Annotated in this window: 20 protein-coding genes and 1 pseudogene; 17 read left to right on the top strand and 4 right to left on the bottom strand. The window is 45.0% G+C overall.

What is annotated here, in order from left to right:
• Positions 1-89: 89 nt before the first annotated feature.
• Positions 90-1,373: an O-acetylhomoserine aminocarboxypropyltransferase/cysteine synthase family protein gene (locus WMO28_RS05410; RefSeq protein WP_349056292.1), complete on the bottom strand. Its 1,284-nt coding sequence runs from the start codon at positions 1,371-1,373 to the stop codon at positions 90-92.
• 341 nt (positions 1,374-1,714) lie between these two features.
• Here WMO28_RS05410 and nadA point away from each other — a divergent pair, with 341 nt between their 5' ends.
• The 4 genes from nadA to WMO28_RS05430 all read left to right on the top strand — a co-directional run bounded on the left by nadA (position 1,715) and on the right by WMO28_RS05430 (position 5,539).
• Complete coding sequence (gene nadA, locus WMO28_RS05415) at positions 1,715-2,620, top strand: quinolinate synthase NadA (RefSeq protein ID WP_178644633.1); 906 nt, start codon at positions 1,715-1,717, stop codon at positions 2,618-2,620.
• Between the two features lie 68 nt (positions 2,621-2,688).
• Positions 2,689-3,948 (top strand): FAD-binding protein, encoded by a 1,260-nt coding sequence (locus WMO28_RS05420; protein WP_349056293.1) that lies wholly within the window; start codon positions 2,689-2,691, stop codon positions 3,946-3,948.
• 62 nt (positions 3,949-4,010) lie between these two features.
• Complete coding sequence (nadC, locus tag WMO28_RS05425) at positions 4,011-4,865, top strand: carboxylating nicotinate-nucleotide diphosphorylase (protein WP_178644508.1); 855 nt, start codon at positions 4,011-4,013, stop codon at positions 4,863-4,865.
• 161 nt (positions 4,866-5,026) lie between these two features.
• Positions 5,027-5,539 carry a 3H domain-containing protein gene (locus WMO28_RS05430; RefSeq protein WP_178644510.1) on the top strand — a complete coding sequence of 171 codons (513 nt, stop codon included), beginning with the start codon at positions 5,027-5,029 and terminating at the stop codon, positions 5,537-5,539.
• A 130-nt stretch (positions 5,540-5,669) separates the two neighbouring features.
• Here WMO28_RS05430 and WMO28_RS05435 read toward each other — a convergent pair whose 3' ends face one another.
• Positions 5,670-7,595: a GH36-type glycosyl hydrolase domain-containing protein gene (locus WMO28_RS05435; RefSeq protein ID WP_178644513.1), complete on the bottom strand. Its 1,926-nt coding sequence runs from the start codon at positions 7,593-7,595 to the stop codon at positions 5,670-5,672.
• A gap of 188 nt (positions 7,596-7,783) precedes the next feature.
• On the opposite strand from WMO28_RS05435, the pseudogene WMO28_RS05440 reads away from it, so the two are divergent.
• Both WMO28_RS05440 and WMO28_RS05445 read left to right on the top strand, forming a co-directional pair.
• A pseudogene (locus tag WMO28_RS05440) lies at positions 7,784-7,870 on the top strand (carbohydrate ABC transporter permease); the annotation flags it as partial.
• Positions 7,871-8,085: 215 nt separating this feature from the next.
• Positions 8,086-8,736, top strand: a complete 651-nt coding sequence (locus WMO28_RS05445) for a trimeric intracellular cation channel family protein (RefSeq protein WP_349056295.1) — start codon at positions 8,086-8,088, stop codon at positions 8,734-8,736.
• 128 nt (positions 8,737-8,864) lie between these two features.
• On the opposite strand, the gene WMO28_RS05450 is transcribed toward WMO28_RS05445, so the two are convergent.
• Entirely contained in the window at positions 8,865-10,589 is a 1,725-nt protein-coding gene (locus WMO28_RS05450) for an ammonium transporter (RefSeq protein WP_349056296.1), read from the bottom strand.
• Between the two features lie 289 nt (positions 10,590-10,878).
• Positions 10,879-12,981 (bottom strand): glutamine synthetase III family protein, encoded by a 2,103-nt coding sequence (locus WMO28_RS05455; protein WP_349056297.1) that lies wholly within the window; start codon positions 12,979-12,981, stop codon positions 10,879-10,881.
• 294 nt (positions 12,982-13,275) lie between these two features.
• On the opposite strand from WMO28_RS05455, the gene WMO28_RS05460 reads away from it, so the two are divergent.
• From WMO28_RS05460 to pyrG, 11 genes are all read left to right on the top strand, one after another.
• A complete protein-coding gene (locus WMO28_RS05460; protein ID WP_349056299.1) occupies positions 13,276-14,304 on the top strand; it encodes a BMP family lipoprotein in 1,029 nt (342 codons plus the stop codon).
• Between the two features lie 137 nt (positions 14,305-14,441).
• Positions 14,442-15,968 (top strand): ABC transporter ATP-binding protein, encoded by a 1,527-nt coding sequence (locus WMO28_RS05465; RefSeq protein WP_349056399.1) that lies wholly within the window; start codon positions 14,442-14,444, stop codon positions 15,966-15,968.
• Positions 15,961-17,028 (top strand): ABC transporter permease, encoded by a 1,068-nt coding sequence (locus tag WMO28_RS05470; protein ID WP_349056301.1) that lies wholly within the window; start codon positions 15,961-15,963, stop codon positions 17,026-17,028. The genes WMO28_RS05465 and WMO28_RS05470 overlap by 8 nt, the downstream gene beginning before the upstream one ends.
• Position 17,029: 1 nt before the next feature.
• Positions 17,030-17,965, top strand: coding sequence for an ABC transporter permease (locus WMO28_RS05475; protein WP_349056302.1), 936 nt, complete (start codon positions 17,030-17,032; stop codon positions 17,963-17,965).
• A gap of 213 nt (positions 17,966-18,178) precedes the next feature.
• Entirely contained in the window at positions 18,179-19,723 is a 1,545-nt protein-coding gene (locus tag WMO28_RS05480) for a YjjI family glycine radical enzyme (RefSeq protein WP_178645550.1), read from the top strand.
• Positions 19,724-20,566: a YjjW family glycine radical enzyme activase gene (locus WMO28_RS05485; RefSeq protein WP_349056303.1), complete on the top strand. Its 843-nt coding sequence runs from the start codon at positions 19,724-19,726 to the stop codon at positions 20,564-20,566.
• A 55-nt stretch (positions 20,567-20,621) separates the two neighbouring features.
• On the top strand, positions 20,622-21,287 hold the full coding sequence (gene deoC / locus WMO28_RS05490; protein ID WP_349056305.1) for a deoxyribose-phosphate aldolase: 666 nt from the start codon (positions 20,622-20,624) through the stop codon (positions 21,285-21,287).
• Between the two features lie 56 nt (positions 21,288-21,343).
• On the top strand, positions 21,344-21,775 hold the full coding sequence (locus WMO28_RS05495) for a cytidine deaminase (RefSeq protein ID WP_435375941.1): 432 nt from the start codon (positions 21,344-21,346) through the stop codon (positions 21,773-21,775).
• A 295-nt stretch (positions 21,776-22,070) separates the two neighbouring features.
• Entirely contained in the window at positions 22,071-23,465 is a 1,395-nt protein-coding gene (gene purF / locus WMO28_RS05500; RefSeq protein WP_119239956.1) for an amidophosphoribosyltransferase, read from the top strand.
• A 287-nt stretch (positions 23,466-23,752) separates the two neighbouring features.
• A complete protein-coding gene (locus tag WMO28_RS05505) occupies positions 23,753-23,977 on the top strand; it encodes an HPr family phosphocarrier protein (RefSeq protein ID WP_119239983.1) in 225 nt (74 codons plus the stop codon).
• A 321-nt stretch (positions 23,978-24,298) separates the two neighbouring features.
• Complete coding sequence (pyrG, locus tag WMO28_RS05510; protein WP_178644380.1) at positions 24,299-25,927, top strand: CTP synthase; 1,629 nt, start codon at positions 24,299-24,301, stop codon at positions 25,925-25,927.
• Position 25,928: the final 1 nt, after the last annotated feature.

A 25,928-nucleotide genomic window follows, 5' to 3' on the forward strand; every position in this document is an offset into this window, starting at 1 on the left:
TGCTGACGCTGGCAAGTTCTAATTTCGAATAACGAAATATAATAAAAAGGCTGTAAACTCAAGGGTTTACAGCCTTTTTTATGTGGTGCTTATGCGTTTTCAAGTGCCTGTTCCAGATCTTTGATGATATCATCGGCATTTTCGATACCGATAGAGAGACGGATCATTCCCGGAGAAACGCCTGCCTCTGCCAGCTGTGCATCGTTCATTTGACGGTGGGTATGGCTGGCCGGGTGAAGAACCATGGTGATAGATGCGGCGACATGAGTAGCGATCGTAGCCAGCTTCAGACTGTCCATAAAACGGACAGCAGCATCACGGCCTCCGGTCAGTTCAAAGGAAATGACACCGCAGGTTCTGCCGTCTTTCATGTATTTCTGTGCCAGGGAATGATATTTGTCACCCGGAAGTCCTGCATAATTTACATGAGAAACCTTTTTGTGGGCGTTCAGATATTCGGCAACTTTCTGTGCGTTGGAGCAGTGACGTTCCATACGGAGAGGAAGGGTCTCCAGTCCCAGATTCAGAAGAAAACAGTTCATCGGAGAAGGAATAGAGCCAAGATCACGCATAAGCTGAGAGGTTGCCTTGGTGATATAGGCTTTTTTGCCAAACTGTTTGGTGTAGATCACGCCGTGGTAGGATTCGTCCGGCTCGGTCAGTCCGTGATATTTGTGACCGTAAGCGTCCCAGTCAAAATTTCCGCTGTCAACGATGGCACCGCCCACCTGAACAGCGTGACCGTCCATATATTTGGTGGTGGAATGGGTGACGATGTCTGCGCCCCATTCAAACGGACGGCAGTTGACAGGTGTTGCAAATGTGTTATCCACAATAAGCGGTACGCCGTTTTTGTGGGCTACACGTGCAAATTTCTCAATGTCCAGAATAACAAGGGCAGGGTTTGCGATAGTTTCTGCAAAGAGAACTTTTGTATTAGGTTTAAATGCAGCTGCAATCTCTTCTTCGGTCGCATCGGTATCCACGAAAGTACAGTCAATACCAAGCTTCTTGAAAGTTACTGCCAGAAGATTAAAGGTTCCGCCATAAATAGTGGAAGCTGCAACAACATGATCTCCGGCTTCGCAGATGTTAAATACTGCGTAAAAGTTGGCTGCCTGTCCGGAGGAAGTCAGAATGGCAGCAACACCGCCTTCCAGGTCTGCAATCTTGGCTGCAACTGCATCGTTGGTTGGGTTCTGCAGGCGGGTATAAAAATAACCATCTGCCTTCAGATCAAATAATTGTCCCATTTCATCTGTAGTGTCATATTTGTAAGTGGTGCTCTGGTAAACAGGAAGAGCACATGGTTCACCTTTGGATGGGGTGTAGCCGGAGTGGATACATTTGGTTTCTAAACTGTAATCGCTCATAGTCTTAAATCCTTTCTGTCTTCGGCGTGGGCATTGCAGCATGAAATTCTGCGGCAAAACAGACGCTTTAGTTAAAATTAATAAATATATATCGAATTATAACTCTTTATATATATAAATACAACAATAATCTCCGTAAACCATACCAGAGTATACGGGAAATACAAAACAAAAAACTTTACATATTACAAAACAACTGTCTTGTCACATGTAAACAACTGTGATATTATGTGTAAGATGCTTCGGATGGAAAAAGCCATCCGGCTTACAGAAAAAAACAAGATCGAGGGCAGGAACCGGCATTTACTTAAGAGGCTGAGCTGCCGGAAAGGTGTGAAAGTATGACAGTTGTGGAGGAAATCCAGAAATTAAAAAAAGAAAAAGACGCGATCATCCTGGCGCATTATTATGTGAGGCCGGAAGTACAGGATGTGGCAGATTATATAGGAGATTCTTTTTACTTAAGTAAGATCGCAGCCAGTGCGAAGGAGAAAACGATCGTTTTCTGCGGTGTAGGATTTATGGGAGAGAGTGCCAAGATATTAAGCCCGGATAAGACGGTTCTTATGCCAGCCATGGATGCAGACTGTCCGATGGCACATATGGCGACAGAAGAAGGAATCCGTAAAGTCAGAGAGGAGTATGACGATGTTGCTGTTGTCTGCTATATTAATTCAACAGCAGCGTTGAAAGAGCTTTCAGATGTCTGCGTAACTTCTGCAAATGCAGTAAAGATCGTGAAAGCACTTCCGAACAAAAATATCTTTTTTATCCCGGACAGAAACCTGGCACATTATATTGCAGAGCAGGTTCCGGAGAAAAACTTTATTTACAACGAAGGATTCTGTATCGTACATGAGTTTATGGATCCGGAAGAAGTGAAAGAGGCGAAGGAAGCACATCCGGAAGCGTTGGTTCTGGCGCATCCGGAATGTCCGCAGAGTGTTCTGAAACAGGCGGACTATATTGGCAGTACATCCGGAATCATTAATTATGCACAGCAGAGTGATAACAGAGAATTTATCATCTGCACAGAATGCGGTGTGCAGTATAAGCTGGAAACCACATGTCCGGATAAAAAATTCTACTTCACAGAAACTGTGCCTGTCTGCAAAAATATGAAAAAAGTATTTCTGGAAAAAGTCCTTCATGTTCTGAAAACAGGAGAAAATGAAGTGCATGTAACAGATGAGACACGTGAAAAAGCGAAAAAACCGCTGGAGAGAATGCTGGAGCTGGCGAAATAAGAGAAACAGGTGTATCGGCTGAGGTAAAAAAGAGATATACCAGGCAGGACAGAGAGGTAAGAGGAATTATGAAGATTAAAACAGATGTAGTCATTGTAGGAACAGGAGTTGCAGGAATGTTCAGTGCGCTGAAGCTTCCGAAGGATAAAAAGATCGTGATCATCACCAAGGAGGATATGAGAAGCAGCGACTCTTTCCTGGCGCAGGGCGGAATCTGTGTGCTCAGAGATGAGAATGATTATGACAGCTATTTTGAAGACACCATGAAAGCCGGACATTATGAAAACCGGAAAGAGTCAGTGGATATTATGATCCGCAGTTCAAGGGATATTATCAATGACTTGGTTGGATATGGTGTGGATTTTAAACGTGATGGAGATGATTTTGCCTATACAAGAGAAGGTGCACATTCCAAACCGAGAATCCTTTATCATGAAGATATCACGGGAAAAGAAATCTCAGAGAAGCTTCTTATGCAGGTGCTGAAGCTTGAAAATGTAACCATTCTGGAATATACTACCATGGAGGACATCCTGGTAAAAAATGGAAAATGTGCAGGCCTTAAGGCAGTTTCCGCAGAGGCGAACAGAGAGCGTCTGGAAGCGATGGAAGCAGGAAAAAAAGTAAAGATCCAGGAAGAGATTCAGCCAGGCGGCGAGATTCCGGTAGAAATCTATGCAGAAGACACCATTCTTGCAAGTGGAGGAATTGGAGGAAGATATCAGCATTCTACCAACTATCCACATCTTACAGGCGATGCTCTTGATATTGCGAAAAAGCATGATATCCGTCTGGAGCATCTGGATTATGTACAGATCCATCCGACCACTTTATATTCAAAAAAACCGGGAAGAAGATTTCTGATTTCAGAGTCTGTGAGAGGAGAAGGCGCAGTTCTTTATAACAGCAAAAAAGAACGTTTTGTCAATGAGCTTCTTCCGAGGGATGTTGTGACAAAGGCAATCCAGGAAGAAATGAAAAAAGAGGGGACTGATCACGTATGGCTTTCCATGGAAAATATTGATAAGGACACCATTCTTCATCATTTTCCAAATATTTATCAGAGATGCCTGGAAGAAGGCTATGATGTGACAAAGGAATGCATCCCGGTGGTTCCGGCTCAGCATTATTTTATGGGTGGTATCTGGGTAGATTCTGACAGCAAGACCAGTATGGACCAGCTTTATGCAGTAGGTGAGACCAGCTGCAATGGTGTACATGGTGCCAACCGTCTGGCCAGCAATTCCCTGTTGGAAAGCCTTGTGTTTGCAAAACGCGCAGCGAAAGCGATCGCAGGGGAAAATAAGAGTGCGGCAGGAGCAGCCTGAGCATAGATTGCAGCTGCTTTGCGAGAGATTGAAATAAAAACCAGAAAGAGAGAATATAAAAAATGAATAATATCACAATGACACTTCAGGTAGATCATCTGATTCTGGAGGCTCTGAAAGAAGATATATCCAGTGAGGACGTTACTACAAATTCTGTTATGAAAGAAGCTGTTCCAGGTGAAGTGGATCTGATCTGCAAGGAGGATGGAATCATTGCGGGCCTTGAGATCTTCAGCAGGGTATTTACACTTCTGGATAAAGATACGAAGGTTGAGCTGTTCTGTAAAGATGGTGATGAGGTGAAAAAAGGCCAGAAAATAGGAAAAGTAACCGGCGATATCCGTGTGCTTCTTTCCGGCGAGCGTGTAGCCCTCAATTATCTCCAGAGAATGAGCGGCATTGCGACTTATACACATTCAGTTGCTGCACTTCTTGAAGGAACAGGAATCACCCTTCTTGATACCAGAAAAACGACGCCGAATATGCGTATTTTTGAAAAATATGCAGTGCGCGTTGGTGGCGGACAGAATCACAGATATAATCTTTCCGATGGAGTTCTTCTGAAAGACAATCATATCGGTGCAGCAGGAAGTGTTGCCAAAGCTGTAAAAATGGCGCAGGAGTACGCACCTTTTGTCCGCAAGATCGAGGTTGAGGTGGAAAGCCTTGACCAGGTAAAGGAAGCTGTTGAGGCTGGAGCAGATATCATCATGCTGGATAATATGACATCGGAGATGATGAAAGAAGCTATTCAGATCATTGACGGCAGAGCAAAAACAGAATGCTCTGGAAATGTTACAAAAGAAAATATTGCAAAGATCAGGGACGTTGGTGTAGACTATGTATCAAGTGGAGCATTAACACATTCTGCACCGATCCTTGATATTTCCCTGAAAAATCTTCATCCACTCTCCTGAATGGACAGGCAGATTCCAGAAAAACCGGAAGCTACGACCGAAATGTTCCAAAACAGAAATGTCGGTGGACAAAAAAGATGGCGTTCGGAAAAAAGCGAACCTCATAAAAACGGGAACACAGATATCAGGAAGAACGGGTGCAGCAGGAAAGGGGAACTTAAATGACTGGTTCAGAACGCAGGGCAGCGATCGTGGATCGAATAAAAAACAGTGACCGGCCGGTTTCGGGCAGCGCACTGGCAAAAACATTTCAGGTCAGCAGACAGGTGATCGTGCAGGATATCGCATTGATACGGGCGGAGGGAAGTGATGTGATATCTACAAACAGGGGATATATCCTCAATGCTCCGCGTACAGTGAGCCGTATTTTCAAGGTTCACCATACAGATGCGGATCTGGAAAATGAGCTCTGTGGAATCGTAGATCTTGGCGGAAAGGTGATCAATGTGATGGTGAATCACAGAGTTTACGGACGCATAGAGGCAGAGCTTATGATCGGTTCCAGACGGCAGGTAGAGAATTTTATGGAGGATATCCGAAACGGAAAATCCAGCCCGCTCAAGAACATCACATCTGATTATCATTATCATAAAGTTGAAGCAGAATCCGAGGAGATCCTGGATATGATCCAGGATATGCTGAAGAGACGCGGATTTCTGATCGAAGCAGAATAAAAATAGTGAAGCTTCCGGATATGGCAGAAAGATGCTGTATTCCGGGAGCTTTTTTGTCGGAAAAAGACCACAGCCTGCATGACATGCAGGCTGTGGTCTGATTTTAAAATATCCTGAAAAGTCTGAAAGCTTATCCCATATAAGCGGTTACGAAATATTCCTTTTTATCTGCTTCATAAGGAATTATATTTCCATCAATTTCCTTTCCGTCCACGTTCAGATGAGTGATGCCTTTCTGTACGTTGGATGGATTTTTGATCTGGATGTGATATACGGCATCACGGAAAATTCTGGTGATGGTGAAATCCCCGAAGCCCTCCGGAATACAAGGATCAATGCGAAGTCCTTCGTAATCCGGGCAGACGCCGAGGATCGCCTGGGAAAGGTTGACGAAGGTCCATGCGGCAGTGCCGGTAAGCCAGCTGTTTTTGGCTTCGCCGTGGCGGGCTGCATCAGCACCGGCAACCATCTGTGAGTATACATATGGTTCTGTACGGTGAATCTCGCTGATATCTTCAATGCAGGAAGGGCAGGTCTTGCTGTAGATCTCATAAGCACGGTTTCCACGTCCGATCACAGTTTCTGCAATGGAGACCCATGGGTTATTGTGGCAGAAGATACCGGCATTTTCCTTATATCCAGGCGGGTAGGAGCTGATTTCGCCAAGGTTAAGGTAATACCGGGTGTAAGCAGGCTGCAGGAGCATGATTCCGTATTTCGTGTACAGACGTTCTTTTACGGAATCGAGAGCTTTTTCTGCCAGACCTTCTTTAACACCGACACCGGCCATAACACAGAATCCCTGTGGCTCGATGAAAATCTGTCCTTCTTTGCATTCAGAAGAACCAATTTTCTCGGAGGCTGCATCGTAAGCTCGAAGGAACCAGCTGCCGTCCCAGCCGGCATCCAGGATTGCCTGATACATGTTTTTTACTTCTTTTTCGGCTTTTTCGGAAAGCTCTGTATTGCCGTAGAGCTTGCTGATCTTTGCAAATTCGTCACCGTATTTTACAAACATACCTGCAATAAATACGGATTCTGCAACTGATCCCTCGGATGGGCCTGTTGTCTGGAAGGATTCACCTGGCTCAGAGGAAAAACAGTTCAGATTCAGGCAGTCATTCCAGTCTGCCCGGCCGATCAGCGGAAGCTTATGCGGACCAAGATGGTCTGCTGTGTACTGGAAGGAACGGCGAAGATGCTCAAACAACGTTTCCTCTGTGCCTGGCTTGCAGTCGAACGGAACCTGTGCATCCAGAATAGAAGCATCGCCGGTTTCTTTCAGATAGGCAGCAACTGCAGCAATCAGCCAGAGATTGATCTGATGAACGGCAGCGGGATACCAGCCACTTGCAATGGAGTTATGGCATTTGCACTCACGTACTGCATCCGGAATGGCGTTGCTGTTATAAGCACCAAGGAAATCATCACGGCTGGTATCAAATCCGTCTACAGAAGTATTTACTGTAAAGAAACTGTAATGGTTTCTACGTTCGCGGTATTCTGTTTTATGATAAATAGTGCTGTCTTCGATCTCGACTTCTCCGATGCTTAAGTTTCGCTGGAAGTTTGTCATATCGTCCATGGCATTCCAGAGACAGAATTCTACATAGGAGAAAAGGGAGAAGCTTTTTTCCTCAGAGGAAGTGTTTTCCAATGTGAGCAGATTGATCTCGCAGGCTGCGTCTACAGGTACGAAAGCCAGAAGCTCTGCACCAAGCCCGTTCTTACTGCTTTTGAAACGGGTATATCCCATTCCGTGTCTGCATTCGTAGGAATCCAGCTCCGTGCGGGATGGCATGAATCCCGGGTTCCAGACGGTTCCGTTATCATTGATATAGTAATATTTTCCGTTGGAATCGTTTGGAATATCGTTGTAGCGGTAACGGGTAATGCGGAGCAGCTTGGCATCTTTGTAGAAGCTGTAACCTCCGCCGGTGTTGGAGATCAGGCTGAAAAAGTCCTGGGATCCGAGATAATTGATCCATGGTAAAGGGGTGCGGGGAGTTGTGATGACATATTCACGGGCTTCGTCGTCAAAATATCCGAATTTCATATAGAACCTCCTTAAAATCCAAAATCAGTGAAAATAAAATATGGTTATGATTCGGGAAAATAAAAAGCAAGAAAATTATATTACGAAAACGAATAAGTTTAGAATATTAAAGGAATAAATTCGATAGAATTAAGATTCACCATCAGTATAGCGAATTAAAATGATAAAATCAACATGTGGGATTGTTTGTGACGATCATTCCACTGATCGTAGTTTACCTGATCCTGTCGAAGTATATTGTGGCAGGTGTGGCCCTTGGTGGTGTAAAAGGATAAAATATGCAAAAGAAAAGATGTACAGAATGAGAAAATTTTGTTAGAATAAAAAAAGTGAATGTAAAGATAAAAGAAGGAATCCTGCAGGCCGGGGTTCCTTCTTGTGCCCTGTGTAAAATATAAAATGCAAAAACAGGGCGAGTACAGGCTGCAGACAGATGCAACGAACGGGAAAAAGAAGACAGGAACAGCAGCCGGATATGTATGGAGGGGAAATGGATTATCAGAGTTTGTTTACATTTATCCTGGAGATGGCAGGGACGATTGCGTTTGCTGCTTCCGGAGCCATGGTAGGAGCGCAGAGAGGAATGGATATTTTTGGCGTCTGTGTTCTTGGCGTAGTGACAGCCGTGGGAGGAGGAGCGACCAGAGATATTATTCTGGGAATCGTGCCGCCCGGCATGTTTCAGGATCCTTTGTATACACTTGTGGCAACGATCACAGCCTGTATCGTATTTGGAGTGATGTACTGGAAGCAGGAGCTTCTGGAGGGAGAAAACAGGCTGCTTTATGATAAGGTGATGCTGGTGATGGATTCTATAGGTCTTGGAGTGTTTACGGTTATGGGAGTGGATAAGGGAATTCAGCAGGGTTATGCAGGGAAGATGTTTTTTCTCGTCTTTCTGGGAACGGTTACCGGTGTTGGCGGCGGATTGATCCGTGATATAATGGCCGGAGTGCCGCCGTATATTTTTGTGCGCCATATTTATGCCTGTGCGTCTATTGTTGGTGCTGTTGTCTGCGTGTGGGTGTACCGCCTGTTCGGAGGGGTACCTGCCATGGTGACAGGAACTGTTGTGGTGATCCTGATCCGGTATCTGGCTGCACATTACCGGTGGAACCTGCCGAGACTGAGGAGAGAGTAGAATCGAAAATGTAATGCAGATCAATGACGGAAACGAAACAGGATATAAAAAGAACCGGAACGTGTTACCATACGTCCCGGTTCTTTTTGGCTTTTCTGGTTTTGCTGTTGTCTGTTAAGAATCTGCGATCAGGCATCTGTATCCTGAAGAGCTAGGAAGCCTTCCTCACCTGTACGGATCTTGACAACGTTTTCGATATCGTAAACAAATACTTTTCCGTCACCGATCTGACCGGTGTGGAGAACTGCTTTGGCAGTATCAATAACTTTCTGAACAGGTACCAGACTGACAACGATCTCAATCTTAACCTTCGGACGGAGATTCATATCAACCTCAACACCACGATAGTAGGTTGGAGCACCTTTCTGGACTCCGCAGCCCATAACGTTGGTGATGGTGATTCCGGTTACGCCGATCTCGTTCATGGCCTGCATGAAGTCGTCCAGCTTGTTCGGACGGGTGATGATAACAACCTTTGTAAGCTTGTGTACGCCATCTGCCGGAATTTCCGGAACAGATTCAGCAGGAGCAGAAGGAGCATGTTTTACAACAGGATCTTTTACGGAAGTGCCCATAGGAGCAGGAGCTTTTGTCATGGTATCCTGTACAAAGAATCCGTCGTATGCACTTGCAAGACCGTGCTCTTTTACATCAAGACCTGCGATCTCTTCCTCAGCGGAAACACGAAGACCAATGGTGTGTTTGATCACCTGGAAGATAATTGTCATGGTAACGGCTACCCATGCGATGGTAATAGCCATACCTGCGAACTGAACTGCAAAACCATGGAAACCGCCGCCTGTGAAAAGACCTTTCCACTCAGTTCCGGCACCGTCAGAGAAAAGTCCGACAGCAAGAGTTCCGAATGCACCATTGAGACCGTGGACACCAACAGCACCAACAGGGTCATCGATTTTCAGAACCTTGTCGATAAACTCAATACCAAATACTACGATAAATCCGGAAATGATTCCGATGATAGCTGCGGATGTAGGAGAAACGGTATCGCAGCCGGCTGTGATCGCTACAAGTCCTGCGAGAGAACCGTTAAGGGACATGGAAACATCCGGTTTTTTGTAGCGGATCCATGTGATCAGCATAACAGTGCAGGTTGCAACTGCAGCAGAAAGGTTTGTAGTTACGAAGATTTTTCCGGCACTTACGATGGCATCGCCTTCCATGCTTACAGTGGAAGCACCGTTGAAGCCGAACCAGCAGAACCAGAGAATAAATACACCAAGTGCGCCGACGGTAAGGTTATGTCCCGGAATCGCTCTGGATTTGCCGGATTTGGAATATTTTCCGATACGAGGTCCAAGAATGATGGCACCGATAAAAGCAGCTACACCACCGACCATATGAACGGCGCAGGAGCCTGCAAAATCATGAAATCCCATCTGGCTGATGAAGCCGCCGCCCCAGATCCAGTGACCGGATACCGGATATACGACGAGACTGATCAGGAAACTGTAAATACAGTAGGAGATAAATTTGGTACGTTCTGCCATGGCACCGGATACGATGGTGGCAGCTGTTGCACAGAATACAGTCTGGAAGATGAGAAAAGCCCAGAATGGAACACCGTCCGGAAGCATTGCGTTTCCGTAGTTGGCTTCTGTGGCGATTCCGCCGATCTTACCGATGAAACCATTTCCAGCACCGAACATGAGACCAAATCCAACCAGCCAGAAGACCGGCGTACCGATACAGAAGTCCATCAGGTTTTTCATAATAATATTACCTGCGTTTTTTGCTCTTGTGAATCCTGTTTCGACCATTGCAAAACCAGCCTGCATAAAGAAGACAAGTGCTGCGCCGAAGAGAACCCAGATTGTGTTTACTGAAGAATACATAGTAACACTCCCTTTCCCAATTTTTTATTTCCTATATTAATAGGAATATTTTATACGAACATCAGATATAAAAACTGACAGATTTAATCTGATATTCGTGTGCGAAAAAGCGCGGAAGAGAAGCAATTCCCTTCCGCGCCTTTGCGAAACAAAATTAAAATATTGTAAAACAGGGAATATCCGTATCGTGTGATTAATGGATGAGGAAATCGATAATGAATTATGAAGTAGAGTTCATAAGGGATATCCCCTGTGTTTACCGTGTTAAATTTTATCTGATATATATTTATCAGATGGAAAATAACAGCTCATCATAAGTCGGATATGGAAGTAACTCATCCGGAATGAGAGCTTCTGCCTCATCAGCAGATTTTCTTAAGGTTTCCATGTCTGTAAGAACGGCTCCCTGATAAGCCTTTGCACATGCAAGTACATCGTCTGTAAGTGTGAAAGCTTTTGCTGTATCGGCTTCCAGTGTCTCCAGATCTTTTGTCATGGTGTCTGCAAGTGCGCTGAGTCTGGAAATAAGAGCAGCTTCACTTGCTACGGAAACATCAGCGACTACAGATTTTTTTGCAGCGGCTGTATCAGCAAGCTTTTCTACGTATGTAAATACAGAAGGAATTACCTGCTTCTGGATCATCTCAGCTAAAGTGTTAGACTCGATGTTGATTGTCTTATAATAATTCTCAAGCCAGATCTCGTAACGGGAGTTAAGCTCTTCTTTGGTGAAGATACCATGTTTGGTAAAGAGTGCTACGTTTTTCTCGGCGATAAAATGCGGAAGAGCATCTGGTGTTGATTTCAGATTGTAAAGACCGCGTTTTTCAGCTTCCTCGACCCACTCGTCTGTGTAACCGTTGCCATTGAAGATGATACGTTTGTGTTCTTCAAGAGTTTTCTTGAGAAGTGCATGTACAGCAGATTCCATCTCTGTTTCCGGAACATCTTTGAGTGTTTCGCTGAATTCGGAAAGAGCTTCAGCAACAGCAGTGTTCAGTACGATATTCGGGTTTGCGACAGATGCTGCAGAACCAAGCATACGGAATTCGAATTTGTTTCCGGTGAATGCGAATGGTGAAGTACGGTTTCTGTCTGTGGTATCTTTTGTAAAGTGCGGAAGTACTTTTGCACCGATATCCATCTGTACAGTATGTTTATTATTGAAGAAAGTATCGTTTTCGATGGATTTGAGAATATCTGTAAGTTCATCACCAAGGAAGATGGATACGATAGCTGGCGGTGCTTCGTTTGCACCGAGACGGTGATCATTTCCTGCGCTTGCAACGGAGATACGAAGAAGATCGGCATACTCGTCAACAGCTTTGATGACAGCTACCAGAAATACCAGGAACTGTGTATTCTCGGCAGGAGTTTTTCCGGGATCAAGAAGGTTGACACCGGTATCTGTGCTCATGGACCAGTTGTTATGTTTACCGCTTCCGTTGATTCCTTCGAATGGCTTTTCATGAAGAAGGCATACCATGTTGTGCTTGTCAGCAACCTTTTTCATGATCTCCATTGTCAGCTGGTTATGGTCGACAGCAACGTTTGTGGTATCGAATACTGGAGCCAGCTCATGCTGTGCAGGAGCAACTTCGTTATGTTTGGTTTTAGCCGGGATACCAAGCTTCCAGAGCTCTTCGTCAAGATCGTGCATGTAAGCTGCAACACGAGGTTTCAGTGCTCCGAAATAATGATCCTCCATTTCCTGTCCTTTTGGAGCAGAGGCACCGAGAAGTGTACGTCCGCAGAAGATCAGGTCTTTTCTTTTTTTATAGAGATCTTTGTCTACCAGGAAGTATTCCTGCTCAGGTCCTACGGTTGTGTTGATATGACGTACTTCTTTGTTTCCGAGTATGTGAAGAATACGAACTGCTTCTTTATTAAGTACATCCATGGAACGGAGAAGAGGAGTTTTCTTATCCAGTGCCTCTCCACTGTAGGAGCAGAATGCAGTTGGGATGTAAAGTGTTCTATCTTTAATGAATGCTGGTGAAGTAGGATCCCATGCGGTATATCCTCTTGCCTCGAAAGTAGCACGAAGTCCGCCGGACGGGAAGCTTGATGCATCAGGCTCACCTTTTACGAGCTCTTTGCCGGAGAAATCCATGATCACCTGTCCGTCACCTGTCGGTGAAATGAAGCTGTCATGTTTCTCGGCTGTTACGTTTGTCATTGGCTGGAACCAATGTGTGTAATGTGTTGCACCGTTCTCAGTAGCCCATTCTTTCATTGCAACAGCTACGGAGTTGGCTACATCCAGTTCCAGATGTGTTCCGTTTTCGATTGTTTTCTTTAATGCTTTGTACATGTCCTTTGGCAGTTTGCTGCGCATCACTTTGTCGTTGAATACAAGGCTGCCGTACATTTCTGGGATACTCTGTGCCATATAGGTACACTCCTTTCGATTTCGCTCATTCATTATATTTTTTATTAGAGAAAAACAAAAAAAGCGCTTCAGATACCTGTCGTATCCAAAGCGCCTTTGCTTTATGTGTTGCAGTATACACCAAAAAAAAATAATGTCAAGAGTTTTTTTTTGGATAATTATGGTAAAACTAACAGAAAAAATGTGAAAATTGTAAAAGATTGTAAAGAATAAATAAAATTCAGCTTTTCTTTTGCCAAAAAAGATGTTATCATAAAAATGAGTATTAGCGGAAAATACAAAGGAGGGCAATTTATGCGAAAAAAAGTAATGGCCACAGTATTAACAGCTGCTATGGTAGCATCTATCAGTGTTGTACCACAGAGTGTTGCAGCTGCAACAGATCCATCCGATCTTAAGATCGGTCTGATCACAGATGTAGGTGGAGTTAACGATGGTTCCTTTAACCAGTCTTCATGGGAAGGTCTTGAGAAAGCCGGTGAAGATCTTGGCGTGACTGTGAACTATCTGGAGTCAGCTACAGATGCAGATTACCAGCCTAATATGGAAACTTTTGTAGATGAGGACTATGATCTGATCATCAGCGTCGGCTATATGCTTGCAGATGCTACAAAAGAAGCAGCAGAAGCGAATCCGGATACCAAGTTCGCTATCATCGATGATTCCAGCATCGATCTTCCGAACGTTACCAGCCTGATGTTCAAGGCTGAGCAGGCTTCTTATTTAGTTGGTTATGTTGCAGGTCTTACTACCAAGACGAATAATATCGGATTTGTTGTTGGTATGACAAATGAGACCATGAACCAGTTTGGATATGGTTACTGTGCAGGTGCTATTGATGCGAACCCGGATATTACTGTTCAGCAGTTTAATGCCAACTCTTTCGCAGATTCTGCAACAGGTAAATCCATGGCTAACACAGCGATCACCAATGGCGCTGATATCGTATTCCAGGCAGCAGGTGCTACAGGACTTGGCGTTATCGAGGCATGCCAGGAGGCTGGTGTATATGCGATCGGTGTTGACTCTGACCAGTCCAGCATTGCTCCGAAGACCGTTCTTACTTCAGCAATGAAGAGAGTTGATACTGCAGTATATGATGCAGTACAGGAGCTGATCGACGGAAAACTTGAAGGCGGCGTTGAGACTTTTGACCTTGCAGCAGGCGGTGTTGATATCGCTCCATCTCAGGATCTGATCTCTGACGATGTGATCAAGGCAGTTGATGATGTAAAAGAGAAGATCATCAGCGGTGATGTCGTTGTTCCGGATAATAAGGATGATTTCGAGAAGAAATACGGCGACGTATACGTTCTTGACTAAAAGGGCGAATATCCGTTTTACCCAGTAATCGAATATTTGTGTCTGGCACGGGGCGCTGCGTATGCAGAGCCCCGTCAGTGACTGTATAAAACAAGAAACGAACAGAGGAGGCGATATAGGTGGGAAGAACAAGCCATATGGACGAAAGTAAAGTCGTGATCCAGATGAAGGATATCGTAAAAAAATTCGGCGACTTTACAGCCAATGACCATATCAATCTGACCGTACATAAAGGAGAAGTTCATGCGATCCTAGGTGAAAACGGAGCCGGAAAGAGTACGATGATGAATGTGCTCTGCGGTCTGTACAAGCCAACCAGCGGACAGATATTTATTAATGAAAAGGAAGTTCATTTTAACAGCCCGAAAGATGCCATTGATATCGGAATTGGTATGGTACATCAGCATTTCATGCTGATCCAGCCATTTACGGTAACGGAGAATATCATTCTCGGCATGGAACCAACCAAAGGTCTGAGCATTGATAAGGAGACAGCCAGAAAAAAGGTCGTAGAGCTGTCTGAACGTTACGGTATGAAGGTAGATCCGGATGCGAAGATTGAGGATATTTCCGTAGGTATGCAGCAGCGTGTAGAGATCCTGAAGGTTCTGTACCGCGGTGCGGAGACACTGATCCTGGATGAGCCAACGGCTTCCCTGACACCGCAGGAGATCGATGGCCTTATGGAAATCATCGAGAACCTGACTGCAGATGGAAAGAGTGTCATTCTGATCACACATAAATTAAAAGAGATCACAGCTTCTTCTGATAACTGTACGATCATCCGCCAGGGTAAATATATCCAGACCGTGAAAGTGGCGGATGTGAATGAGAATGAGCTGGCTGCCATGATGGTAGGACGTGATGTTAACTTCAAGGTAGACAAGAAAGATATGGAGCCGGGAGAAGTAGTTCTTGAGGTCGATGACCTGCATGCAAGGGATTATCGTGGAGTAGAGATCCTTAAGGGCTTTCATCTGAATGTGCGGAAAGGCGAGATCGTGGGTCTTGCAGGTGTAGATGGAAACGGACAGACAGAGCTTGTAGAAGTTCTGACAGGTCTTCGCAAGGCAGACTCCGGAAAGATTACAGTACTTGGAAAAGATGTATTCAACAAATCACCGAAGGAAACCTTCGAAAGTGGTATCTCCAGTATTCCGGCTGACCGCCAGAAGCATGGACTGATCCTTGAGTTTTCCAATGAGGATAACTTGATCCTGCAGCATTTTGAGGAAGAACCTTACTCCAAACATGGTATCCTGAACCGGAAAAATATCCGCAAGCATGCAGATGAACTGATCGAGAAGTTTGATGTCCGTCCGAAAGGCTGTGCAGAAGCACCGGCAGGAACTCTCTCAGGTGGTAACCAGCAGAAGGTGATCATTGCCCGTGAGGTGACGAACGACAAGGAACTTCTGATCGCAGTAAATCCAACCCGTGGTCTTGATGTAGGAGCCATAGAGTTTGTACATAAATATCTGGTGGATCAGAGAAATAAGAACCGTGCCGTTCTGCTGGTATCCTTTGAACTGGATGAGATCATGAGCCTTTCTGACAGGATCGAGGTTATTTTTGATGGCCGGATCACCGGAAGCGTTCCGGGCAAGGATGCAGATGAGAAGGAACTCGGATTTATGATGGCAGGAGGAAAAACAAATGAATAAGAAAAAAAGTATTCTTGAGAGCAATGTACTCTACACCATCATTGCGATCATTGTAGGATTCCTGGTCGGTGCAATATTCCTGATGATCGCCGGTATCAGCCCGGCGGTAGCCTATGGAAAGCTGTTTGACAGTGTTTTCAGTAAACCGAAATATCTGGTGTGGACTCTGGTTTATGCAAGCCCTCTGATCTTTACCGGACTGAGTGTGGCTTTCTCATTCCGTACCGGTGTATTTAATATCGGAGCGGAGGGACAGTTCGTAATCGGCGGTCTGGTAGCCTGTGTGCTCGGTGTTGTCCTGAAACTCCCACCGTTCCTTCATGCGGTCGTATGTCTGGTGGCAGCTGCAGCTGCAGGCTGTGTATGGTCCCTGATCGTAGGTGTGCTTAAGGTAAAAAGAGGCATTCATGAAGTATTGTCGTTTATCATGTTTAACTGGATCGCGTTCTATCTGTCTAACTATGTGGTAAACCTTCCGGGAATCCACAGAGAGAGCAGTGAGGCAACAAAGGATATCCTGGAAACTGCAAGAATCCTTATGCCGGAAGGAATTCGAAAGAGTCTGAACTGTAATGCAGCACACTGGGGAATCCTGCTGGCAGTGATCGCAGCGATCGTCATCTGGGTTATCATCGAAAAGACAACACTTGGTTACAAATTAAAAGCCGTAGGCTTTAACGGAAACTGTGCACAGTACGGCGGAATCAATGCGGACCGTTCTATTCTGACAGCACTTGGAATCTCCGGCCTTCTTTCCGGACTTGGCGGAGCTGTTCAGGTACTTGGTATGGCAGGACGTCTGAGCCAGTTTGCAGGCCAGGAGGGCTTTGGATTCGAGGGTATCACTGTTGCCCTGATCGGCGGATCAAATCCGATCGGTTGTATTTTCTCCGGACTGTTCTATGGTGCGATGAAATACGGTGGTTCCAAGCTCAGTATCGTAAAAGCTCCGTCAGAGGTTGTTGATATCATCATGGGCTGTGTGGTTCTTCTGATCGCGATCGCTCATGTATTTAAGGTATTCGTACTGAACGCAGCAAAGAAGAAGGAGGCTAAATAAGATGAATGGATTAATTAAAGACCTTGGTCTTCTGATCAATGCGACTCTGATCGCAACTCCGCCGCTTCTTCTGGCGGCACTTGGCTCCTGCTTTTCCGAAAGATGCGGAGTCGTAAACATCGGTATTGAGGGTATGATGACAATCGGTGCTTTTACCGGAGCAGTTATGGGTCTGACCACCGGAAACGGATGGATCGCATTTCTGTGTGCAGGTCTTGCGGGCGCATTGTTCGGTCTGATCCATGCGTTTGTGTGTATTTCCTGTCATGCTGACCAGACGATCGCCGGTACAGCGATCAACTTCCTTGGACCTGGACTTGCACTGTTTCTCTGTAAGGCCATGTATAACAATTCATCGGATACACCGGCCATGGATCCAAGCTGTAAGCTTCCGAAGCTGTTTGAGGGTGTGTTTAAGACCGGTTCCTTCTGGAGTAATGTACTGAATGTTTACGCAGTAGCTTATCTGGTGTTTGTTCTGGCATTTGTATGTTGGTTCGTATTTTACAAGACGAAATTCGGAGCACATCTCCGTGCAGTCGGAGAACATCCGGAAGCATGTGAGTCTCTTGGAATCGATGTTTACAAAGTTCGTTACATCTGCGTGATTCTGTCCGGCTTTTTTGCAGGACTTGGTGGAGCTTTTGTAACACTGGCAACGATCAACCAGTTCCGTCCGAGTGTTATCGTAGGACAGGGCTTTATCGCGATCGCGGCTGTTATCTTCGGTAAATTTTCACCGGAAGGTGCGACGAAAGCCTGCCTGCTTTTCGGTCTCTGCAGTGGTATCAAATCCCTGGCAGCACAGAGCAATGTGGTATCCCCGAACCTGATCTCCATGATCCCGTACGTGGTAACGATCATTGCACTGGTACTGTTTGTCGGTAAGGCACATACACCGGCAGCCAACGGTAAGATCTTTGTAAAATCCAAATAAATATGTGCTGATATGTGCAGGTAATAAAAAGAGTGCTGCGAAAGACTGGAAAGGGCTTTTACAGCACTTTTTTGCCCCCTTTGAAAGGGGCAAAAGAGATATTTTATCTTCCTTGTTCAGAGGAAATATGATATAACTAAAGTAGAACAATAAGGAAATACATAAATAAATGGAAACAAGTAAAACAGATGATTTTGAGGAGGTATTTACATTATGCGTGACATATCTATGGAACGGGTAAATGAGACAAGAAAAAATATTCTGGATATTATTGAAAGCCCGACACTGACACATGAACAGAAGGTGACCTGTCTGGCGAACCAGGCAGATTCCCTGATGGAGGTGCTGGATCTTCCGGAAGGACTGGATGAACTTCTGAATGTGCCGATCGACCGGAAATGTATCTGTGATCTGTCTGAGGGACATGCACCGATGCGCCCGCGTTATATTATTCCGGATTATGAGAAGTTCCTGAAAGAGGGAAGTAAATTCCTGCAGCTGGATCCGCCTACTGATCTTTATGAGGCACTGAACAGTTTGATGATCTTTTACAAGCATGTACCAAGTGTTACTAATTATCCGGTATATGTAGGTCAGCTGGATGAACTGCTGGAGCCGTATATCGATACAGTAGATGAGGCACAGGCGAAAAAAATGCTGAAGCTGTTCCTGACACAGATGGACCGTACGATCCTGGATTCTTTTTCCCATGCAAATATCGGACCGCGTGAGACAAAAGCAGGACGACTTCTTCTGGAGGCAGAGAAGGAACTGGAGAATGCGGTTCCAAACTTAAGCTTCAAGTATGATGAGGATATCACCCCGGATGATTTTGCACTGAAAGCTATCGACTGTGCAATGCACAGCGCGAAACCAAGCTTTGGAAATCATAAGATGTTTAAGAGCGAGCTTGGAGAGGGCTATGTGATCGCCAGCTGCTATAATGGACTGCTGTTAGGCGGCGGTGCTTATACACTTTGCAGACTGGTTCTCGGAAACATTGCCAAGCGGGCAAAAAATATCAAAGACTTTAAGGAGCGAGAGCTTCCGTATGTGCTGGATATCATGGCACGCTATATGGATGCGAGAATTAAATTCGAGGTAGAAGAGAGCGGATTTTTTGAAAATAACTTCCTTGCAAAAGAGGGATTTATCCACAGAGATCGTTTCTCTGGTATGTACGGTCTGGTAGGTCTTGCAGACTGTGTAAATATCCTGTTCGAAAAAGAAGGAATAAAGGGACGTTTCGGCCATGATGAGGCTGCAAATAACCTTGGCGTTGAGATCATGGAGATCATCAAGGAGTTTAACCTGAGCCACAAGAATAAATACTGTGAGGGAACAGGCGGACATTTTCTGCTTCACGCGCAGGTAGGCCTTGCAGAGGATGAAAATGTAACTCCTGGAACACGTATCCCGATCGGAGAGGAGCCGGAGGAACTGATCGATCAGCTGAATGTTTTAAGAAAATTCCACAAATACTTCACATCCGGAACCGGAGATATTTTCCCAATCGATATGACAGTTCATCGCAATCCGGAGTATGTATTGGATATTATCAAAGGCTCCTTTAAGATGGATCTTCGTTATCTGTCCTTCTATTCCAGTGACAGTGATGTGATCCGTGTGACAGGATACCTTGTGAAACGTTCCGAGCTTGAGAAACTTGCCGGTGGAGAAGCTGTTCTTCAGGATACCACAGCGCTTGGTCTTGGCGCTGCGAGAAACGGACATATCCTGGAGAGAAAGGTGCGCTAAATGAAAGCCGTAGTGAACCGGATCATTCCGTTCAGCAGCGTGGATGGTCCGGGTAACCGGACGGCGGTATTTCTGCAGGGGTGTAACATCAACTGCAAATACTGTCATAATCCGGAGACAAGGAAGCTGTGTGTACAATGCGGTACCTGTGTAAAAAAATGTCCGGCAGGAGCCCTGTCCCTTGGAACAGACGGCAAAGTGGCATTTGATCCGGCAAAGTGCGTACAGTGTGATACCTGTATCCATATCTGTCCTCATGACAGCTCTCCCAGAACCCTGGAGATGACACCGGAGGAAGTTTATGAGAAAGTAAAGAAACAGATCCCCTTTATCCGGGGAATCAGTGTTTCTGGAGGGGAATGCATGCTCTGGCCTGAGTTTCTTACGGAGCTGTTCCGTCTGGCCAGAAAGGACGGCCTGGGAACCCTGATCGACAGCAACGGAATGGTTTCTTTTGAAGATTATCCGGAGCTGATGGAGGTATCCGATGGTGTGATGCTGGATATTAAGGCGTTTGAGGCTTTTGAGCATGAGAAGGTGACTGGTTTCCGCAACGAAATGGTACTTAAGAACGCAGTGTACCTGGCAAAAACTTCCAAGCTTTATGAAGTAAGAGCAGTTATCGTACCGGATCTTTATGATACGGAGAAGAGTATCCGGGAGATGGGAGATTTTCTTGCACCATATCTGAAGATCAACGATATCCGTGTGAAGATCATCGCATACCGTCCGATGGGCGTCCGGGAGGAATATTCACATTATCAGGTTCCGGATCAGAAATATCTTTCCTATCTGGCAGATATTTTAAGGGAAAAAGGATTTCAGCATATTACGCTGATCTGACAGAATAACAGCTCCATCTGGCGGCTGAAACATAAAAACGGAGGAATAAACAAGTATGGATATAAAAGAGATTTTAAAGCATGTGGATCATACATTACTGACACAGACTGCGACATGGGCAGAGATCAGACAGATCTGCGATGATGCAGTCAAATACGGAACAGCTTCTGTATGTATTCCGCCTGCATATGTAAAACAGGTAAAAGAGTATGTACAGGACAAAATGGCTGTATGCACAGTTATCGGATTTCCGAACGGATATATGACAACTGCAGCGAAAGAATTCGAGACAAAGGATGCGCTGGCAAATGGTGCGGACGAGATCGACATGGTCATCAATATCGGATGGGTAAAAGATGGCAGATTTGATGCAGTTGAAGAGGAAATCCGTACCTTGAAAAAAGCCTGCGGCTCCAAGATTCTCAAGGTGATCATTGAGACCTGCCTTCTCACAGATGAGGAGAAGATCAAAATGTGTGAGGCAGTGACAAATGCAGGGGCAGATTACATCAAAACATCTACCGGATTTTCAAAGGCCGGAGCAACCTTTGACGATATCAAACTGTTTTCAGAGCATATCGGACCGAATATAAAAATGAAAGCAGCCGGTGGAATTTCTTCTCTGGATGATGCGGAGAAATTTTTAAGCCTTGGTGCAGACCGTCTTGGAACCAGCCGTATCATAAAGCTTGTGAAAAACGAGGAAGCCACAGGATATTGATTCGAATCAGGCTGTGAAGTGGCAGCGGAATTATGAGCAGGGAGTTTGGTAAGAAAATGAAAAAACTGGAAGAAAAACAGATTCATGAACTGATCGAAAAAGCAATCAGTATGATGGATTATTCCTATGTGCCGTATTCACATTTTCATGTGGGAGCGGCGTTGCTTGCGAAGAATGGGAATGTTTATGGTGGCTGTAATATTGAAAATGCCGGTTATACTCCAAGCAACTGTGCGGAGAGAACCGCATTTTTCAAGGCAGTCAGCGAGGGCGTTCTGGAATTCGATGCGATTTGTGTAGTGGGAGGAATGAATAAGGAGCTTAAGGAATATGCGGCGCCATGCGGTGTCTGCCGCCAGGTTATGATGGAGTTCTGTGATCCGAAGGAGTTTCAGATCATTCTGGCGACCGGTAAGGACCAGTACGAGATATTCCGGCTGGAAGAACTGCTTCCGATGGGATTCGGACCGAAGAATCTGAATAAATAAAACATTTCTCTTATTTATTATAATTTTTAATTATCTTATAAGGACTGTCTTATATTTTTTTAGAACAAAAACAGTTCCGAAAGATAAAAAAACGCTTTGGATATCTGCGGTATCCGAAGCGTTTTTGTGTTAAGTGTGCAGTATACACCAAAAAGAAATAATGTCAAGCTTTTTTTCAAAAAATCAAAAAAAGGATTCAAAAATGCGGCGGCCCTTAAAAGCGCAGGGTTGACAAATCACGTTCTTTTATTATAATTTGTGTGTAACAAAACGGAAGAGACAGATGGAGGAAAATATGTCAGGAGTAAAGGAAGAATGTGGCGTATTCGGGATTTATGATCTGGATGGAGGGAATATTGCACCATCTATTTATTATGGTCTTACTTCGCTGCAGCACAGGGGACAGGAGTCCTGCGGAATGGCCGTTTCAAGGACGGATGGAGAAAGAGGAAACGTACAGTTTCATAAAGATCTCGGACTGGTAAGCGAAGTTTTACGAAAAGATGTTGTACATAATATGAATGGTGACATCGGAATCGGACATGTTCGTTATTCCACCACCGGAGAGTCTGTTGCGGAGAATGCACAGCCGCTGGTACTTTCTTATATTAAGGGAAGTCTGGCACTGGCGCATAACGGAAATCTGGTTAATACAGAAGCTCTGAAATGGGAACTGATCCAGACAGGAGCGATCTTCCATACAACGACAGATTCAGAGGTTATTGCTTTCCATATTGCAAGAGAGCGTGTTCATTCTGCAACTGTAGAGGAAGCAGTACATAAAACAGTAGAGAAGATCAGGGGCGGATATGCGCTTGTGATCATGAGCCCGAGGAAGCTGATCGGTGCCCGTGACCCGTACGGACTGAAACCACTTTGTCTTGGAAAGAGAGACAATGCTTATGTTCTGGCATCTGAGAGCTGTGCACTGACATCTGTAGGAGCAGAATTTATCCGTGATATTGAACCGGGTGAGATCGTCACGATCACCAGGGACGGACTGAAATCCAGCAAACTGGCTGAACAGAAAAAGCATGCTCATTGTGTTTTTGAATATATTTATTTTGCAAGACTGGACAGCACCATGGATGGCGTAAAAATCTATGATGCAAGGATTCGTGGAGGAAAATCTCTTGCAAAGTCCTATCCGGTAGAAGCGGATCTGGTAACCGGTGTACCGGAATCCGGACTTCCGGCAGCAAAAGGCTATTCGGAGGAATCTGGAATCCCGTTTGGTTTTGCATTCTATAAAAACAGTTACATTGGAAGAACTTTTATCAAGCCTACACAGCAGGAGAGAGAGTCAAGCGTTCATCTGAAGCTGAGCGTTCTGGAATCAGTGGTGAAGGGGAAGAGAATCGTTCTGGTGGATGATTCCATTGTCCGTGGAACTACCATTGCCAATCTGATCCACATGCTGAAAGAAGCCGGAGCCAAAGAAGTACATGTACGTATCAGCTCCCCGCCATTTTTACATCCCTGTTATTTCGGTACGGATGTGCCGTCCAATGATCAGCTGATTGCGGCACAGCATAGTACGGAAGAGATTCGCAAGATGATCGGTGCGGATTCTCTTGGCTACATGCAGATCGATTATCTGGAAGGCATGGCAGGTGGCCTTCCGTTGTGCAAAGCATGTTTTGATGGTAATTATCCGATGGAGATACCAGAAGAAATCAAACAGGATTAATGAACTATATGGAATTAATCTCACAGTTAAAAATAATGGATTGAAAAATGAAAATATGAAAACTGCACAATAAATATCTAAGAAACCCGGATTTTATCATATAAAATTCGGGTTTCTATAGGAAAAACGTCCAAAACGATAAAAAATATCAACTTGACAAATCTGACAACATGAGACATAATGTGGAACAGCCAGATGAGAAAAGGCCGCTGGTCTGGAAAATACAGGAAAACAGCGAGGCCGGAACAATGCCGGTTTTTACCGAGATAAAAGAGAGGATGATATTTATGTCTAAAAAAATTAGATTGAATGCGACAGAGGATGTTAAAGAATTTGTTAAGGCTGCAAGTAAATGTGATTTTGATGTAGATATTTCATATAACAGAATTTTAATTGATGCAAAATCTATTCTTGGAATCCTCAGCATGGATCTGACCAAGGTTCTTACAGTAACCTGTCATGGTGAGGATCATGAGTTTAATTGTTTCCTTCAGAAATATGCAGTTGCCTGACAGACAGTGCAGCGACAGACAAGATATAAAAGACATAAAAAGAAAAGACAGACGTGGTTGCAGAGACAGGAAATCAGATGGAAATCCTCGGCAGGCGTCTGTTTTTTATTTGTAACCATTTCATAGGAAGAAATTCTGCAGACTATATAAAAAATCTGTTATTGACAAATAAAAAAAAATAGTTTATAGTAAACCATATTTTATATGAAAGATAACTGACAAAGGCGTCAGGAACGGATACCACAGGGGAATTCTCGCCCCTTGGAACCTGTTCCGGACGCCTTTTTGTTGTGGAACACAAAATGGAGGAGGAAATCGAAGATGGCAGTAAAATATGTTTTTGTAACGGGCGGAGTTGTTTCCGGTTTGGGAAAAGGAATTACCGCAGCGTCTCTTGGGCGCCTTCTGAAAGCCAGAGGGTATCAGGTGACCATGCAGAAATTTGATCCCTACATCAATATTGACCCGGGAACTATGAATCCCATTCAGCATGGAGAGGTTTTTGTAACCGATGACGGTACAGAGACAGATCTTGACCTTGGACATTATGAACGTTTCATTGATGAAAGCCTTGACAAAAATTCCAATGTGACAACCGGTAAGATCTACTGGTCCGTTCTCCAGAAAGAGCGTCACGGTGATTTCGGCGGAGGAACTGTTCAGGTCATTCCGCATATCACAAACGAGATCAAGAGCCGATTTTACAGGGCAAAATCCGCAGATGAAGACAGAATTGCCATCATCGAAGTTGGCGGTACAGTGGGCGATATCGAGAGCCAGCCGTTTCTGGAATCCATCCGTCAGTTCCAGCATGATGTGGGACATGACAATGCGATCCTTATCCATGTAACCTTGATTCCATATCTCCGGGCTTCCGGCGAGATGAAAACAAAACCAACCCAGGCCAGTGTCAAGGAGCTGCAGGGAATGGGAATTCAGCCGGACGTGCTGGTATGCAGAAGTGAGTATCCACTTACCGATGATATCCGCGGAAAGATCGCACTGTTCTGTAACGTGCCGGTAAGCCATGTGCTTCAGAACCTGGATGTGGAATATCTGTATGAGGCGCCGCTTGCAATGGAGAGAGAAAAACTTGCAGATGTGGTGCTTCAGAGCTTAAGACTTGAGAACCGCAAACCGGATCTTACAGACTGGGAGAATATGGTAGAGAACCTTCGTCATCCGGATAAAACAGTCAAGATCGCCATGGTCGGTAAATATACACAGCTTCACGATGCGTACTTAAGTGTTGTGGAAGCTCTGAAGCATGGCGGAATTTCCTGTCGTGCGAAAGTGGAGCTTGTGTGGGTGGATTCCGAGGAGCTGAATGAGAAGAATCTGGATCAGACACTTCATGCAGTGGATGGAATTCTGGTACCGGGAGGCTTTGGAAACCGTGGTACAGAAGGCATGATCCTGGCTGCACAGTATGCAAGAGTTCATAAGATCCCGTATCTTGGAATCTGTCTTGGAATGCAGATGGCTATCGTAGAATTTGCCCGTCACGTACTGGGATATGAGGATGCCAACAGCATCGAGCTGGATCCGGAGACCAAACATCCGGTCATTGCCCTGATGCCGGATCAGGAGGATGTGGAAGATCTCGGAGGAACACTCCGTCTCGGAAGCTATCCATGCGTGCTCAGTGAAGAATCAAAATCCTACGAGCTGTTTGGCAAAAAGGAGATCCAGGAGCGTCACAGACATCGTTATGAAGTAAACAATGCGTTCCGTAAAGAGTTAAGTGAAAAAGGAATGTCGATTGTGGGAACTTCACCAGATGCCCATATCGTTGAGATGATCGAGATTTCAGGACATCCGTTCTTCGTGGGAACACAGGGACATCCGGAATTTAAATCCAGACCGAATCATGCACATCCGCTGTTCCGTGGATTCGTGCAGGCGGCAGTGGACAAAAAGACGGCAGAAGAAGCTGCAATGAAAGGATGAG

This window comes from Blautia aquisgranensis (assembly GCF_040096615.1).
In the GTDB taxonomy this organism is placed as follows: domain Bacteria; phylum Bacillota; class Clostridia; order Lachnospirales; family Lachnospiraceae; genus Blautia_A; species Blautia_A aquisgranensis.